Source organism: Streptomyces sp. NPDC050560 (assembly GCF_044457285.1).
Classification (GTDB): Bacteria; Actinomycetota; Actinomycetes; order Streptomycetales; family Streptomycetaceae; genus Streptomyces.
In genome coordinates, this window is sequence record NZ_JBITGT010000024.1 from 1 (window position 1) to 14810 (window position 14810).

Genomic DNA, 14810 nt, shown 5'->3' on the forward strand with positions numbered 1-14810 from the left:
CTGGAAGATCGAGAGGTCGATCGCCTGGCTGTTCGGCTACCGCCGCCTCACCGTCCGATACGAACGCAAGGGCTCACACTTCCTCGCCTTCCTCGTCGGCCTGGCCGCCGCCCTGACCTGCTACAAGAAGCTGGCGAAGGCCACCACGTGAGACACCCTTTAAGACCGTGTCCTATGTGGTGAGGCGGAGAAGTCGTTTGTAGCAGCAGAGGGCGGCGGCGAGGCCGAGAAAGGCCAGGTAGTTGCGGGGATCGCGCTCGTAGCGGGGGCTGAGTCGGCGGTAGCCGGACAGCCACGACATGGTGCGCTCGATGACCCAGCGGCGACGGCCCAATCGTTCGCTCGACTCGATGCCTTTGCGTGCGATCCGTACGCCGATGCGTTTGCCGCGTAACCATTTCCGCAGGTCGGCGCGGTCGTAGGCTTTGTCCGCGTGGAGGCGCTGGGGCTTGAAATGGCGGCCGCGGTGGGGGTCGTGTCTCGTTTGGTGACCCTCGACCATGGGCTTCGGCCCTTCGCTGTCGTGGGTGTTGCCGACGGAGACGCCGACAAGGAGGGGCAGTCCGTTCGCGTCCGACAGGACGTGCATCAGGAACCGGCGGTGGGCGGTCGGCTTCGAGATCCCGAAGCACGGCGGCAACGCCCGCCAGGCACAGCCGGACACCAGGACGTAGATGATGGCAGCGAACAGCGTCTCATCAGGTGTGTCCGGTGTCCCGCCGCCCTGCGGCCGCGCTTTCGACGGTGGGATCAGCGGCTCTGCGATCTCCCACAGGCCGTCCGGAACAATCCAACTCCACTTACCCCGCCCCCTGATGAGCCCAACGACCGCCTCCCCACGTAGGACACGGTCTTAGTCAGCTTTCTTGAAGCACTTTGAGTACACATTTACGTCAAGGAGGGGGGTGTTGCCGTCGAGCCCCTTGAGCCACCTGATCTCAAGTTGGCTGCGGGTCTTCCGGTGAACGGCCAGGACTTCGGGGTTCTTGTTCCGGCTGCCGTCGTCCCCGTCCTTCACGATCTTCCACCCCTGTTCGGGCAGAGATCGCTTCAAGTTGGAAAATGCCTCGCCGAGCTTGCTGTTGTCGATTCCGTACATGGACCAGGGATGAATGACCCAGACCGCCTTTCCGCCATCACCGCTACAGGCCGTGGTGGATGGTCCGGGTTCGGTAACTTTCCCCTTTACTTTGAACATCTCCAGTACGCGATTGGAGAGCGACGACACTTCGCCTTCCATAACGGAGACGTCGCGCACCGGAAGAGGTTTGTCTTCACCCCTGGCCATTGAACACCCGGCGGCGAGAAGGAGTAACGACATCACAAGCATGGCTATGAGCCCTGTTCGCCGAGCCTCGCGCCATCTATTCGAGCCTGACATCTCCATACCTTCCCGCAATGACATCGGCTTGGTTGCGCAGGCTTGCCGAGGCGTGCCCCTGCCGGTAATCCCATCAGGAATTCTGCCCCTTGGTGATGCCGGCGGCGGCGTTCCGGATCACGCGGGGAACAAGGTCATCGTCAGCGCCGGGAAACCCGGGCGCGGCTAATACACCGTGTTCAGGTCCGTTCCCTTCGGCGCCCTGAAGCAGCCGGAGACGACCGTGACCGAAAGAAGGGGTTCCTTCTTTCCGGACTCGCCGGTGACTTGCAGGGACGCGTTGACGGAGAACCGTTCGGTCCGGGAGTCCGCGGTCAGTTCCAGGTTCTTGTTGGGACTGCTGTCGGGCCCGTAGTCGACAATCTTCCAGCCGTGGCCCGGCAGCCTGTCCTTGAGCCTCTGGAATCCCGCCTTCAGTTCCTCGGGCCCCACCTGGTAGATCGACCAAGGGTGATATGCCTTGTACAGGTGGTCCGGGTCCTCGTCACACGCGGAGATTCCGGGTCCCGGTTCGGTGACCTTGCCCTCCTTGACGGCGATCATGTCGAGGATCTGGCTGGAGAGGGAACTCGCCTTCTCACGGGCCTTTTCCACGGAAAGGGTGGGGGGCTTGGAGCCGGGGTCGTCCTTCACGTCCTTGGAACATCCTGTCAACAGAAGCGGAAGCGCCGCGGCGACGGTGAGAGTCGCCCGCCGTAGGCCGGGCCGGTTCCTTGCCGGACTCACGTCATTCCTTCACGTTGCCGTACTTGCCGACCACCACGGCCGCCTGATTGTTCAAAGACATGGAGTTCTCGTCCCAGTAGCCACTGTGGCCGCCGGTGTCGACGTCCATGCGATGCGCCCCGAAGGACTCGTCGGAGGGGATGGAGATGATCGGCCCGGCGTTGTAGGGGATTCCGTGCCACGTCGATACGCCCATCTTGCGGCCTCCCAGAGCCTCTTGCCCGAGAACGGGGACCGGGTCGCTGCGAGCCGCCTCCGACCACACGTGGTCGCTTCCGACGTCGAGATCGGAAGCGTCACCGACCAGCATGCCAGGGCTGCCGACCACGACCATGTCGTCGGCGGCAATGTGGCCCGGCAGCTTCGCGGTCGCGCCCACCGTGGTGGTGCCGTAGCTGTGGGCGACCAGCGTGGTGTGGCTGCTGTCGGCGCCGCCCTGGGCGGTCTGGAGGCCGTCCATGAAGTTGTTGAGCGCGGGCGCCCCGTCGTAGGCATAGTGGCGTGCGAGGGCGTTGGGAATCTGGTCCGGGGCGTCGTAGCCGATCCAGGTGATCGTGGAGGTGGTCTCCCCGGGGGATGCCCGCTGCGCAGCCTGCCACAGCTTCGACATGCGGTCGATGTCACCGTGCGCGTTGGCGAGGCCGGCCCCCGTCCCCGGCACATAGACAGCCGTGTTGTCGGCGGTGTCGGGGTTTCCCGTGGCGACGATGGCGCGTCCGTCACCGTCGGTGTCGAAACCGAGGAGGTAAGCCTGCGGCAGCCCGGATGCCGGGTTGCCCTTCGTGTTCTTGCCCGGCATGCCGCTCGCGTCGAGGCGGGCCTGGATCGCCGCCATGCCCTTCATGTCGTCGCTCAGCTCGACCCACCTGCGCCACTGCGGGTTCACCACAGCGACGGGCGGGTCGCCCTTCTGGATGTACTGGGGCGGGTTCGCGGGCAGTCCGTCGAGTGCGAGCTGGGTCTGCGCCATCTCCTGGGCGAGCACCATCCGGTTCGACGTGTCGCGGGCGATGCTCGGAATGCCGTCAAGTGCGCCCACCTCTGCCGGGTACAGCGTCATGTACTCGTCGCGCTGCTCCTGGGTGAGATGGTCCCACCATCTCTTGTTGTCTGCCGGGGTCTTGCCGTGTGGGATGTCGCCCTTGTCGACCAGGCCACCGGCGGCCTTCTGCACCGCCCTCGTGTCCTTGCCCTCGTCGGCGAGCATTTCCTTGGTCACTGCCAGCCCGGCGGGTGCCTTGAGCCTGCGCAGCACCGCGGCGTAACGGCCGTCGATCTCGGCGGCTTCGTCGACGGCCGTGGAGATTCGCTCCGCGATGTCCTCCGCCCTGCCCTTGTTCTCGTTGCCCTGTCCCTCACCCTTGCCCGGCAGGAACGGCAGTTGTGAGCCCGGGGTGGCCTTACCGGTGCCCGGTAAGAGAGGGGCGGAGTCGGGATAGGTGACCGAGCCGTCCGGGTTCACGGTGAAGCCCAGGGTCTCGGCGTCTTCGAGGGCCTGCCTGAGCTTGCGCTGCGGGGCGGCCAGCTCCTTGCCAAGCGCGTCGAGTGTGGTGCGGATCAGGCCGCACTCGCTGTGCAGGTACTGGTAGTTGTCACTGAGCCGGTTCAGCCGTCCGACCGCGGCGTCGGGTGTCTCTCCATTCTGAGTGCCGCGGACGGGTGCGGACATCTCCTGGTCGACTCTGATGCGGGCGGCGTCGGCACGGTGGCTGACGTTGCCCCAGCCATCGGCGGCGTCCTCGTACTCGCTGATTCTCAGATCGCGCAACTGCTGCCATGTGGGCATCAGGGTCACCTGGCCCAGTCGGGCCTGTTGGGGAGGTGTACGCGGCCGACCTTGTCCTTGACGCCATGGTCGACCTCGCCGAACCTCTTGCCCGTCTTGCCGAGCGTCCCGTGCAGGCGGTCGCACTCGTCGCGAACCGCCGTCAGGCGCGCCTCCCAGGTCGGCTGGATCTCCTTCAGCGCGGCCGTGCAGTCGAAACCCTCGGTGCCGCCTCCGACGCCGTCGTCCGACTTCTTCAACGCGGTGAGGCCCCTCTGGGTGGAGGTGCGCAACTCCCTGGCCACTGCGGCTGCTCCGGTCCACGGGGTGGCGGTGACCAGCAGATCGGGACCGCCGCCCGCGGCGGTGGGTGCGGGGTGACCACCCTCGCCCGAGGAGCTGTTGAGCCGCATGCGTGCGGTGTGCCCATCGACAGCCTGCCTCTTGAACTGTTCCCACTCAACCCACGCCATGTACACGTCCCTCCCCACTGCCCGGGCTCCAGCCCGGAGAGCACCGCAGTTGCTGACGCTCGCCAGGAGCACCGCCGGACAGGTTACGGGCCGAACGCGCTGCGTCACCTCCGTAGGGGCACGCAACCCTGGACTGGGTATCCGTACCTAGGTGTACCGGCCTGGACGCTTGTTCCTGCGGGGGCTCGGGTAGGGGTGACGCAGTCCGGCCACGCCCCCGGAGGGCGTGGCCGGACTGTGTGCATCGGACGGGGCGTCAGGTCCTCACAGGATTTGGATCGCGGTGACCTTCGGGGGGCGGTTGGGGAAGGTGATGTCGTGCCAGCGTTCGATCTTTACCGAGTCGCCGTTGGCGTCGTAGTAGATGAGGTCGTTGTTGCCGGTGGAGATCCGGTCGACCCACCACCCGCCGAAGTCGGTCTTCCCGGCGTTCGCGTAGCAGTCGACGCTCTGGGTGCCGCCGCTGTGCGACCAGATCTTCAGGAAGTTCTCCCCACCTACGCACTGGACGTGGTTGATGGCGAAGGCGTTGCCGCTCGGCACGCCCACGGAGAGTGCGACGGCCACGGCGAGCGCCGCTCCGAGGGACCGAGCGGCCCTCTTGTATGTCGAAACCACGGATTCCCCTTCACGCATAGCCCGGCACAGGTGCCGAACCGGTCGACGGTCTCGATGTCACGCTATAGGGGAATACGGCGAAAGCGGCCTTGAGCTGGGTAAACGCACCGAAATGGTGATTACCGGGCGTGAAGCCGTGGCGCGGTAAGCCGGGAGCATCCGCGGTTACTTCTTCACCGTCAGCGGAAGCAGCTTCCTTCCCGTGGGGCCGATCTGGATGGACGTGTCCATCTGGGGGCACACCCCGCAGTCGAAGCAGGGGGTCCAGCGGCAGTCGTCGAGTTCCGTCTCGTCGAGGGCGTCCTGCCAGTCCTCCCAGAGCCAGTCCTTGTCAAGACCTGAGTCCAGGTGGTCCCAGGGCAGGACCTCCTCGTAGCCGCGCTCACGGGTCGTGTACCAGGCGACGTCCACGCCCTGTTCCGGGAGGGTGCGGGCGGCGCACTCCATCCAGCGGTCGTACGAGAAGTGCTCGCGCCAGCCGTCGAACCTGCCGCCGTCCTCGTACACCGCGCGGATCACGGCGCCGACCCTGCGGTCGCCGCGGGAGAGGAGGCCCTCGACGATGCCGGGCTTGCCGTCGTGGTAGCGGAAGCCGATGGAGCGGCCGTACTTCCTGTCGCCGCGGATCTTGTCGCGGAGCTTCTCCAGGCGGGCGTCGGTCTCCTCGGCGCCGAGCTGCGGGGCCCACTGGAAGGGGGTGTGGGGCTTGGGCACGAAGCCGCCGATGGAGACGGTGCAGCGGATGTCGTGGGAGCCGGAGACCTCGCGGCCCTTCTGGATGACGTTCATCGCCATGTCGGCGATCTGGAGGACGTCCTCGTCGGTCTCGGTGGGGAGGCCGCACATGAAGTACAGCTTCACCTGCCGCCAGCCGTTGCCGTAGGCGGTGGCGACGGTGCGGATCAGGTCCTCCTCGGAGACCATCTTGTTGATGACCTTGCGGATGCGCTCGCTGCCGCCCTCGGGGGCGAATGTGAGGCCGGAGCGGCGGCCGTTACGGGTCAGCTCGTTGGCGAGGTCGATATTGAACGCGTCGACACGGGTGGAGGGCAGCGAGAGACCGATCTTGTCCTGCTCGTAGCGGTCGGCGAGGCCCTGGGCGATGTCGCCGATCTCGGAGTGGTCGGCGGAGGAGAGCGAGAGCAGGCCGACCTCCTCGAAGCCGGTCGCGCGCAGGCCCTTCTCGACCATGTCGCCGATGCCGGTGATGCTGCGCTCGCGGACGGGGCGGGTGATCATCCCGGCCTGGCAGAAGCGGCAGCCGCGGGTGCAGCCGCGGAAGATCTCGACGGACATCCGCTCGTGCACGGTCTCGGCGAGCGGGACCAGCGGCTGCTTGGGGTAGGGCCACTCGTCGAGGTCCATCACGGTGTGCTTGGCGACCCGCCACGGCACGCCGGAGGTGTTGGGCACGACCCGGGAGATGCGGCCGTCCGGCAGGTACTCGACGTCGTAGAGCCCCGGGACGTAGACGCCGCCGGTCCTGGCGAGGCGCAGCAGCAGCTCGGGGCGGCCGCCGGGGCGGCCCTCGGCCTTCCACGCGCGGATCAGCCCGGTGATCTCCAGCACGGCCTGCTCGCCGTCGCCGATGACGGCGGCGTCGATGAAGTCGGCGACGGGCTCGGGGTTGAACGCGGCGTGGCCGCCCGCGAGGACGACCGGGTCCTTGTCGGTACGGTCCTTCGCCTCCAGGGGGATGCCCGCGAGGTCGAGCGCGGCGAGCATGTTGGTGTAGCCGAGTTCGGTGGAGAAGCTGAGCCCGAAGACGTCGAAGGCACGCACGGGGCGGTGGCTGTCGACGGTGAACTGGGGCACCTTGTGGGTACGCATCAGCTCTTCGAGGTCGGGCCAGACGCTGTAGGTGCGTTCGGCGAGGACGCCGTCGCGTTCGTTGAGGACCTCGTAGAGGATCATGACGCCCTGGTTGGGCAGGCCGACCTCGTACGCGTCCGGGTACATGAGGGCCCAGCGGACGTCGCAGTCGTCCCACTCCTTGACGGTGGAGTTCAGCTCGCCGCCGACGTACTGGATCGGCTTCTGTACGTGCGGCAGGAGGGCTTCGAGCTGGGGGAAGACCGACTCGGGAGACATCAGGGGGACCTTCGCTCGGGGCGCTGGGGACACGACTCCCCCAGCGTAACGGCTTCGGGGCGGGCCACCGGCCGCCGACGGGGGCCGCCGGGCGGGCCCCGGCGCCCCCGGCACGGCGGGCGCCGGCAGGCGGTCAGCCGAGCCGCCTGCGCAGCCGCGGCCGTGACACCCGGTGCCAGACGCGCGGCAGTTCGCGCTCTCCGGCCTCGGCGCACTGTTCCTCGCGCCCATAGAGCAGGCCCCAGGTGAAGGCGGTCTCCCCGGCGGCGTGGGCGCTGACGGCGAGGGCGCGCAGGGCGTCGCGGATGACGACGCTGTCGTGGTGGTCGCCGAGCAGTTTCTGCTGGTCCTTCACCCGGCGGGCGAAACGCGCCGCGGGGCGGCCGAGCGCGGGCCGTGCGGCCTCGGCGGCGTAGCGGGCGCGCTTGGCGGCCTTGCGGGCGTCGTGCAGGGCGCGGTCGCGGGTCTCGCCGGGCCGCAGGGCGAGGGCGTACTCGGTGCGGCGGGCCAGGCGCGCGTAGTCCTTGCGGACGCGGCGGGCGAGGACGGGGCGGGGCGCGGCGCGCGCGGCGCGGGTGAGCGGGGGCGCGGTGGTGAGCGTGTCGAGCCGGTCGAGCAGGGCCAGGTAGCGGTCGCTGTCGAGGACGGCGACGCTGCGCAGGTGGGCGTCGAAGCGCTCGCCGACGTCCCAGGCGCGCAGCCGGGCCTCGACGGGGCCGAGGAGCAGCGGGGTGGGCACCTCGGCGACCTGGGCGCGCAGCCGGTCGGCCAGGACCTCCTGGTCGCGGTCGGCGCCGAGTTCTGCGGCGAGCCACTTCAGCTCGTCGGCGAGGGGCCGGGTGACGGCGGGGTCGAGGAGCGGGCGGTACGAGCGCAGCGCGGAGCGCAGCCGCCGGGCGGCGACGCGCAGGCGGTGCACCGAGTCGGGCAGGTCGCGGCGGACGGCGGGGTCGAGCGCCATGATCCGCTCGGCCTGGGCACGTATGTACGCCATCACGTGGTCGCCCGCGGTGGCAGGTTCGCCCGGTTCCGGGGCGGGGGGTGTGGCGAGTGCCCTGGCCAGTTTCGACGGGGAGGAGGACGCCCGCAGCCCGGCGTCGCGCAGCCGCCGTCCCACGTCGCGCAGGACGGTGCGGGGGGCGCCGTCGGCCAGTTCGACCTCGACCTCGGTCCAGGCGCTGGTGGTGACGGGGGCGAGCAGCCGGGCGGCGCTGACCCGGTCGAGGCTGACCTCGGCGAGTGCGGTGCCGTCGGGCCCCGAGAGGACGGTGGTCTCGCGGGCCGTGCGCAGTCTGGCCACGGGGCCGAGGGCCCGGCCGCGGGTGCGGGCCCTGGTCAGCTCGGCGAGACGGGTGGGTACGGGGGTGGCGTGCGGGCCGGGTTCCGCGTCGCCGGGGGCGAGGGGGACGTGGATCTCCTCGCGTTCGTCGGCGGCGACGGGGAGCTTCAGGTGCCAGCCGGCGTCGTGGCCGCCGGTCCTGCGGCGCAGGGTGATGGCGGCGCGGGCGAGCGCCAGGTCCTCGGTGTCGTAGTAGACGGCGTCGAGTTCCGCGCTGTCGTCGGTGTGGGCGGCGGTGACGCCGGGCACGCTCGTGAGGTCGGGGAGGGCGGCGCGGCCCTCGCCGACGGCGTCCGCTATACGTCGCTTGAATTCAAACTTCCGTTCCACTTCGTGTTTGGTTTCCGCCATGTGAGGCTGATAGCCGCCTATGGCGGGGTCTAATCACATGCGGGACGACGGTGTGGCGGGCCCGTGGCGGGTGTGGGCGGCCGGGGACCGTGTCGCAGGCCATATTCCGGTCGTGGGCCGAGCGTGTCTACGATGGGCGGCATGTCCGCACCCGCCCGTCTGCTCGCTCTCGCGCTCTTCGCGAGTTCGGCGTGGTGCGTCGACGACGGTCTCTGTCGCCGCTGACCCGAGCCCGTGGGCCCGGTCCTGTGGCGCGGCAGGCATGTGCGCACGCGGCCCAGGACGGCCCTCTCCGCCACCCCCCTCACGCCCCTTGGCCTCCCCTGCTTTTTTCTCCCCGTCCGCTCGTGTGCCTCAGGCGCGCTCCCGTCCCGTCCCCGGAGAGACCGTGACCACCACCCCCTCCCCCGCGCCCACGCGCCTCGTCCCCGGCCCGCGCCGGGGCCCCGGGGTGCTGCTCGCCCCCGTGCTGTCCCCCGCGCCGACCCGGGTGCCCGCGCCCGAGGCTCCCGAGGCGCCGCCGGTGCGGCGGCTGCCGCTCGCGGTGTCGCTGCTGGTGGCCGCGGGGCTCGACGCATACGTCTTCGCCGCCCACGGCGCGAAGCCGGGCGTTCTGCTGCTGCTCGGCCTGGGGCTCGGCTTCGCGCTGTTCCACTCGCGGTTCGGCTTCACCTCGGCGTGGCGCCAACTGATCGCGGTGGGCAACGGGGCGGGGCTGCGGGCGCACGCGCTGCTCCTGGGCACCACGGCGTCGCTGTTCGCGCTGGTCATCGGCACCGGTACCGGGCTCTTCGGGTCGGTGCCCGCGCCGTCGGCGGGTCCTGTCGGGGTGGGGCTGCTCGTGGGCTCGTTTCTCTTCGCGGTGGGGATGCAGTTGGGCGGCGCATGCGCCTCCGGCACGCTGTTCGCGGTGGGCTCGGGGCAGACCTCGATCGTGCTGACCCTGGGCGGCTTCATCGTCGGATCGACGCTCGCGGCCTGGCAGTTCGGGCTGTGGGGCCATCTTCCGGCGTTCGACCCGTATGTGCTGTCGGACCACATCGGCTGGTTCGGCTCCTGGGCGGTGACGATCGCCGCGCTCGCCCTGGTCGTGGCCGTCAGCCGGGTGGTGCAGCGCCGCAGGACGCCGCCGCCCACCGGTGCGGTGCCCTCGGCGCGGCGGCGCCTGGCGCGGGTGCTGCGCGGCTCCTGGCCGCTGGCCGTGGGGGCGCTGGTGCTCGCGGTGCTGGGCGCCGGGGTGCTGCTGGTGTCGGGCGGCGCGTGGGGCATCACGAGCGCGTTCGCGCTGTGGGGCAGCGATGTGGTGGGGGCGCTCGGGGCGCACCCGGCGGGCTGGGAGTTCTGGCGGCAGCCGGGGAACGCGGCGATGCTGTCGGGGCCGGTGCTCGCGGACAAGACGAGCCTGACGGACCTCGGCATCATGATCGGCGCCGCGGTGGCCGCCTCCCTCGGCGGTACGTGGGCGCTGCACCGGGGCATCCCGGCGCGTACCGCGGTCGCGGCGGTGCTCGGCGGGGTGCTGATGGGGATCGGCGCCCGGATGGCGGGGGGCTGCAACATCGGCGCCTATCTGGCGGGGATCGCCTCCGGCAGCCTGCACGGCTGGGTCTGGGGGGCATGCGCCCTGCTCGGCACCTGGGCGGGGCTCAGGGTGCGACCGCTGTTCGGCCTCGCCAACCCGCGGCCCGCCGACGGGGTGTGCTGAGCACCGCCCCGGCGGGGCGGCACCCGGGGGGAGAGCGTACGGAACGGTCTGGGCCCGCTGGCGGTGGACGGCCGGCGCGCGGCGCGCGTGGGAGTCCGGGGAAGGTCCCTCAGGCCGAGACCGGCCGTTGCACGCGGATCGACTGGAGCAGGCCGATGGCCACCCACACCGCGAACATGGAGGAGCCGCCGTACGAGACGAACGGCAGGGGAAGGCCCGCGACCGGCATGATGCCGAGCGTCATGCCGATGTTCTCGAACGCCTGGAAGGCGAACCAGGCGATGATCCCGGCCGCGACCACGGTGCCGTACAGCTCCGTCGTCCCGCGCGCGATGCGGCAGGCCCGCCAGAGCAGCACCCCGAGCAGCAGCAGGATCACCGCCGCGCCCACGAAGCCCAGTTCCTCCCCCGCCACCGTGAAGACGAAGTCGGTCTGCTGCTCGGGCACGAACTGCCCGGTGGTCTGGGTGCCGTGGAAGAGGCCCGTGCCGGTGAGGCCGCCGGAGCCGATCGCGATACGGGCCTGGTTGGTGTTGTAGCCGACGCCCGCCGGGTCCAGGTCGGGGTTGGCGAAGGCGGCGAACCTGTTGATCTGGTAGTCGTCCAGGATGTGCAGTTGCCAGATCGCGACCGCGCCGAGCACGCCCGCGCCGATGAGGCCGAGCACCCAGCGGTGCGAGGCGCCCGAGGCCACGAGCACCGTCAGGATGATCATCACCATGACCATGACGGAGCCCAGGTCGGGCATCAACAGCACGATGAGGATGGGCACGAAGGCGAGCCCGAGCGACTGGAGCACGACGCGGTTGTCGGGGTGCTCCCTGTCCCCCGCGTCGACCCGGGTGGCCAGCAGCATCGCCATCCCGAGAATGATCGTGATCTTGACGAACTCGGAGGGCTGGAGCGAGAACCCGGCGGCGATGTTGATCCATGCATGGGCGCCGTTGACGGTGACGCCGAGCGGGGTGAGGACCAGCAGCACCAGCAGCACCGAGATCCCGTAGAGGATCGGCACGGCGGTGCGCAGGGTGCGGTGGCCGAGCCAGATCGTGCCGATCATCAGGGCGATGCCGATACCGGTGTTGAGCAGGTGCCGCAGCAGGAAGAAGTACGGGTCCCCGCCGTTCAGCTCGGTGCGGTTGCGGGTGGCCGAGTAGACCAGGGCGGCGCCGATCAGCGACAGCAGGACCGACGACAGCAGTATCGGCCAGTCCAGCCTGCGCATCACGGAGTCGCGGGCGAAGGCCCGGGTCCAGCCCTGCCGCTTGGGCCCGTACCCGGAGACGGAGAAGCCGTTGGTGCCTGCCATCAGGTGCGCCTCCACACGACGGGCTCGGCGGGCGCCATCCCGTGGCCGCCTGGCGATCCCCCGCCACCGTCCCGCGGTGGCGCGACGGCCTGGCGCAGTTCGTCGAGGCGGGGCGGCGCGGGTGGCGCGTAGGCGGCGGTCTGGGCGCCGACGGGGGCGTTCTCGGTCTGCGGCACGCCCTGGTCGGTACCGGGGTCGTCCGGGTTGGGCGCGTCGGGCTGGTCGGTGCCGCCGTCGGGCTTGTCGCCCTGGGTCTTCTCGTCGGCGTGCGGGTCGTACGGCTTCACCTTGGGCGCGGGGATGCTGCCGTCCTTCTTTATGGCCGGCAACTCCTTCTGCGGGTGCGGCAGCAGCGCCTTCTTGTCGTCGACTGAGCCGTCCTGGCCGACGCCGTAGAGCGCGTCGTAGATCTTGCGGACGGCGGGGCCCGAGGCGCCGGAGCCCGTACCGCCCTGGGAGATCGTCATGACGACCGTGTAGTCCTTGGTGTACGTGGCGAACCACGAGGTGGTCTGCTTGCCGTAGACCTCGGCCGTACCGGTCTTCGCGTGCATGGGGATCTGCTTCTGCGGCCAGTTGATGAAGCGCCAGGCCGCGGTGCCGCGGGTCGCCACACCCGCCAGTGCGCCGTCTATGTCCTTGTTGAGCTTCTTGCTCATCGGCAGCTTGCCCTGCTTGGTGGGCTCTATGTCGGTGACGTGCTTGCCGTCGGGGCTGACGACCGCCTTGCCGATGGTGGGCTGGTAGAGGGTGCCGCCGTTGGAGATCGCGGAGTAGATCCTGGCCATCTGGATGGGGGTGACGAGGGTGTCGCCCTGCCCGATGGAGTAGTTCACGGAGTCACCGGCGCGCATCTTGTTGCCTTCGAGGCAGTTCTCGTAGGCGATGCGCTGCACATAGTCGCCGTTCTTCTTGCCGGTCTTGCACCAGGACGCCTTCATGGCCTCCCAGTAGTCCTTCTTCCACTGCCGGTCGGGGACCCGGCCGTCGACCTCGTTGGGCAGGTCGACGCCGGTCTTCTTGCCGAGGCCGAACTGGTGGGCGGTCTTGTAGAACCAGTCGGCGGGGTGCTTCTTGGGGTGGTTGCCGCCGTCCTTCTTCCACTCGTCGTAGCTGACCCCGTAGAACACCGTGTCGCAGGAGACCTCAAGGGCCCGGCCGAGGCTGATCGGGCCGTAGTTCTCCGACTCGTAGTTCATGAAGGTCTGGCTGCCGATGTTGAAGGAACTGGTGCAGGGGTAGCGGCCGTCGAAGGGGTGGCCGCCATTGACGGAGGCGGTGGTGGAGATGACCTTGAAGGTGGAGCCGGGGGCCGACTGGCCCTGGATGGCGCGGTTGAGCAGCGGGTAGTTGGAGGACTTGCCGGTGAGCTTGGCGTAGTCCTTGCCGGAGATGCCGCCGACCCAGGCGTTGGGGTCGTAGGTGGGGTTGGACGCCATGGCCACCACCCGGCCCGTCTTGGCCTCCATCACCACGACGGCGCCCGCGTCCGCCTTGTACTTGCTGCCGGTGACCGGGTCGACCTGCTGGCGGGTGGTCTTCATCGCGTCGTTCAGCTCGTACTCGGCGACGCGCTGGACGCGGGAGTCGATGCTGGTGACCACGTTGCCGCCGGGCTGCGCCTTGTCGGTGGAGCCCTTGCCGATGACCCGGCCGAGGTTGTCCACCTCGTAGCGGGTGACGCCCGCCTTGCCGCGCAGCTCCTTGTCGTACTGGCGCTCCAAGCCGCTGCGGCCCACTTGGTCGGAGCGCAGGTAGGGCGAGTCGGTGTCCTCGGCCTTCTTCAGCTCGTCGTCGGTGACCGGGGAGAGGTAGCCGAGGACCTGGGCGGTGTTGGCGCCGCCCGGCGCCCCGTAGCGGCGCACCGCGGTGGGCTCGGCGGTGATGCCGGGGAAGTCCTCGGAGCGCTCCCTGATCTGGAGCGCCTGCTTCGGGGTGGCCTCGTCGGTGATCGGGATGGGCTGGTACGGGGAGCCGTTCCAGCAGGGCTGCTTGGTGTGCGCGTCGCAGAGCCTGACCTTGTCCGCCACCTCTTTGGGGTCCATGCCGAGGACCCCGGCGAGCTTGGTGAGGACCGCCTTGCCGTCGTCGGCCATCTTCAGCAGGTCGGTGCGGGACGCGGAGACCACGAGGCGGGTCTCGTTGTCGGCGATGGGCACGCCGCGGGCGTCGAGGATGGAGCCGCGCACCGCGGGGTCGACAACCTGCTGGACGTGGTTGCCCGACGCCTCCTTGGCGTACTCGTCACCGTTGCGGATCTGGAGGTACCAGAGCCGGCCGCCCAGGGTGAGCAGCAGCGACAGGACGAGGATCTGGATGACGACGAGCCGGATCTGCACCCGTGGGGTGCGCCCGGTCTCGGGAATGTTGCTCACAGGCGCTTGACCCCCTTGATGCGTCCGGCGCGCGCGACGCGCGCCCGCGCGGCCCGCATCCGCAGGCCGCCGCGCTGGTTGCCGATACTGAGCCCGGTACCCGAGGACAGCCAGCCGCTGGCGACGTCGCTCGACTTGCCGGACGGGGACGACGACGAGTCGCCGAGCGGATCGCTCTCGGCGCGCCGGGCAAGCGCCATGATGAACGGCACGGTGAACGGCGCGAGCAGCAGGTTGTAGAGCACGGCGGTCAGCAGCAGCCCGCCGAGGCCGACGTGGCGGGCCGCGGTGTCGCCGACGAGGGCGCCGACGCTCGCGTACAGCAGGGTGCTGGCGAGGGAGGCGGCGCCGACCACGAACAGCGGCCGCAGCGCCGACTGGAGGCGGCCGTTCTCGGGTCTGAAGAGGCCCGCGCAGTAGCCGACGACGCAGAGCACGAGCGCGTAGCGTCCCGCGGCGTGGTCGGCGGGCGGTGCGATGTCGAGGAGGAGTCCCGCGCCGAAGCCGGTGAAGGCGCCGCCGAGGTGGCCGTAGACCATGGCGAGGCCGAGGACGGTCAGCAGCAGCAGGTCGGGGACGGCGCCCGGCAGGTGGAGCCGCGCGAGCACGCTGACCTGGAGCACCAGCGCGACGACCACCAGGGCGGTGGAGAGCAGGATTCGGTTGAGGCGCATGGG

The 14810-nt window shown here is 69.9% G+C and carries 12 protein-coding genes and 1 pseudogene; 2 read left to right on the forward strand and 11 right to left on the reverse strand.

Annotated features, from left to right (window positions below; all coding sequences use genetic code 11):
• A pseudogene (locus ACIBIW_RS35040) lies at positions 1 to 151 on the forward strand (IS5/IS1182 family transposase); the annotation flags it as partial.
• 21 nt (positions 152 to 172) lie between these two features.
• Here the strand turns inward: ACIBIW_RS35040 and ACIBIW_RS35045 are convergent.
• The 8 genes from ACIBIW_RS35045 to ACIBIW_RS35080 form a co-directional block, all read right to left on the reverse strand.
• Complete coding sequence (locus tag ACIBIW_RS35045; RefSeq protein WP_399342405.1) at positions 173 to 817, reverse strand: transposase; 645 nt, start codon at positions 815 to 817, stop codon at positions 173 to 175.
• A 36-nt stretch (positions 818 to 853) separates the two neighbouring features.
• Entirely contained in the window at positions 854 to 1381 is a 528-nt protein-coding gene (locus ACIBIW_RS35050; RefSeq protein ID WP_399342319.1) for a hypothetical protein, read from the reverse strand.
• A gap of 165 nt (positions 1382 to 1546) precedes the next feature.
• Positions 1547 to 2014, reverse strand: coding sequence for a hypothetical protein (locus ACIBIW_RS35055; protein ID WP_399342320.1), 468 nt, complete (start codon positions 2012 to 2014; stop codon positions 1547 to 1549).
• Positions 2015 to 2108: 94 nt separating this feature from the next.
• The gene (locus ACIBIW_RS35060) at positions 2109 to 3893 is read right to left on the reverse strand and encodes an alpha/beta hydrolase (protein WP_399342322.1); all 1785 of its coding nucleotides are present in this window, start codon (positions 3891 to 3893) and stop codon (positions 2109 to 2111) included.
• A gap of 5 nt (positions 3894 to 3898) precedes the next feature.
• Positions 3899 to 4285 carry a hypothetical protein gene (locus ACIBIW_RS35065; protein ID WP_399342324.1) on the reverse strand — a complete coding sequence of 129 codons (387 nt, stop codon included), beginning with the start codon at positions 4283 to 4285 and terminating at the stop codon, positions 3899 to 3901.
• A gap of 324 nt (positions 4286 to 4609) precedes the next feature.
• Positions 4610 to 4963 (reverse strand): beta/gamma crystallin domain-containing protein, encoded by a 354-nt coding sequence (locus ACIBIW_RS35070; protein WP_399342326.1) that lies wholly within the window; start codon positions 4961 to 4963, stop codon positions 4610 to 4612.
• A 165-nt stretch (positions 4964 to 5128) separates the two neighbouring features.
• Positions 5129 to 7054 carry a TIGR03960 family B12-binding radical SAM protein gene (locus tag ACIBIW_RS35075; protein ID WP_399342328.1) on the reverse strand — a complete coding sequence of 642 codons (1926 nt, stop codon included), beginning with the start codon at positions 7052 to 7054 and terminating at the stop codon, positions 5129 to 5131.
• 133 nt (positions 7055 to 7187) lie between these two features.
• Positions 7188 to 8744 (reverse strand): CHAD domain-containing protein, encoded by a 1557-nt coding sequence (locus tag ACIBIW_RS35080; RefSeq protein WP_399342330.1) that lies wholly within the window; start codon positions 8742 to 8744, stop codon positions 7188 to 7190.
• A 451-nt stretch (positions 8745 to 9195) separates the two neighbouring features.
• On the opposite strand from ACIBIW_RS35080, the gene ACIBIW_RS35085 reads away from it, so the two are divergent.
• Entirely contained in the window at positions 9196 to 10449 is a 1254-nt protein-coding gene (locus tag ACIBIW_RS35085; protein ID WP_399342406.1) for a YeeE/YedE family protein, read from the forward strand.
• A 109-nt stretch (positions 10450 to 10558) separates the two neighbouring features.
• Here ACIBIW_RS35085 and rodA read toward each other — a convergent pair whose 3' ends face one another.
• Genes rodA through mreD form a run of 3 tightly spaced genes read right to left on the reverse strand, consistent with a single transcriptional unit; the run spans position 10559 to position 14807 of the window.
• On the reverse strand, positions 10559 to 11758 hold the full coding sequence (rodA, locus tag ACIBIW_RS35090) for a rod shape-determining protein RodA (protein WP_399342332.1): 1200 nt from the start codon (positions 11756 to 11758) through the stop codon (positions 10559 to 10561).
• The gene (gene mrdA / locus ACIBIW_RS35095) at positions 11758 to 14133 is read right to left on the reverse strand and encodes a penicillin-binding protein 2 (RefSeq protein WP_399342334.1); all 2376 of its coding nucleotides are present in this window, start codon (positions 14131 to 14133) and stop codon (positions 11758 to 11760) included. Before mrdA ends, rodA begins: the two co-directional genes overlap by 1 nt.
• Entirely contained in the window at positions 14130 to 14807 is a 678-nt protein-coding gene (mreD, locus tag ACIBIW_RS35100) for a rod shape-determining protein MreD (protein WP_399342336.1), read from the reverse strand. The genes mrdA and mreD overlap by 4 nt, the downstream gene beginning before the upstream one ends.
• Between the last annotated feature and the right edge of the window lie 3 nt (positions 14808 to 14810).

Bases quoted from the DNA above. Each gene is read 5' to 3' on its own strand.
- ACIBIW_RS35050 (WP_399342319.1), bottom strand. From the start codon at position 1,381: ATGTCAGGCTCGAATAGATGGCGCGAGGCTCGGCGAACAGGGCTCATA.
- ACIBIW_RS35060 (WP_399342322.1), bottom strand. From the start codon at position 3,893: ATGCCCACATGGCAGCAGTTGCGCGATCTGAGAATCAGCGAGTACGAG.
- ACIBIW_RS35065 (WP_399342324.1), bottom strand. From the start codon at position 4,285: ATGCGGCTCAACAGCTCCTCGGGCGAGGGTGGTCACCCCGCACCCACC.
- ACIBIW_RS35075 (WP_399342328.1), bottom strand. From the start codon at position 7,054: ATGTCTCCCGAGTCGGTCTTCCCCCAGCTCGAAGCCCTCCTGCCGCAC.
- ACIBIW_RS35080 (WP_399342330.1), bottom strand. From the start codon at position 8,744: ATGGCGGAAACCAAACACGAAGTGGAACGGAAGTTTGAATTCAAGCGA.
- rodA (WP_399342332.1), bottom strand. From the start codon at position 11,758: ATGGCAGGCACCAACGGCTTCTCCGTCTCCGGGTACGGGCCCAAGCGG.
- mreD (WP_399342336.1), bottom strand. From the start codon at position 14,807: ATGCGCCTCAACCGAATCCTGCTCTCCACCGCCCTGGTGGTCGTCGCG.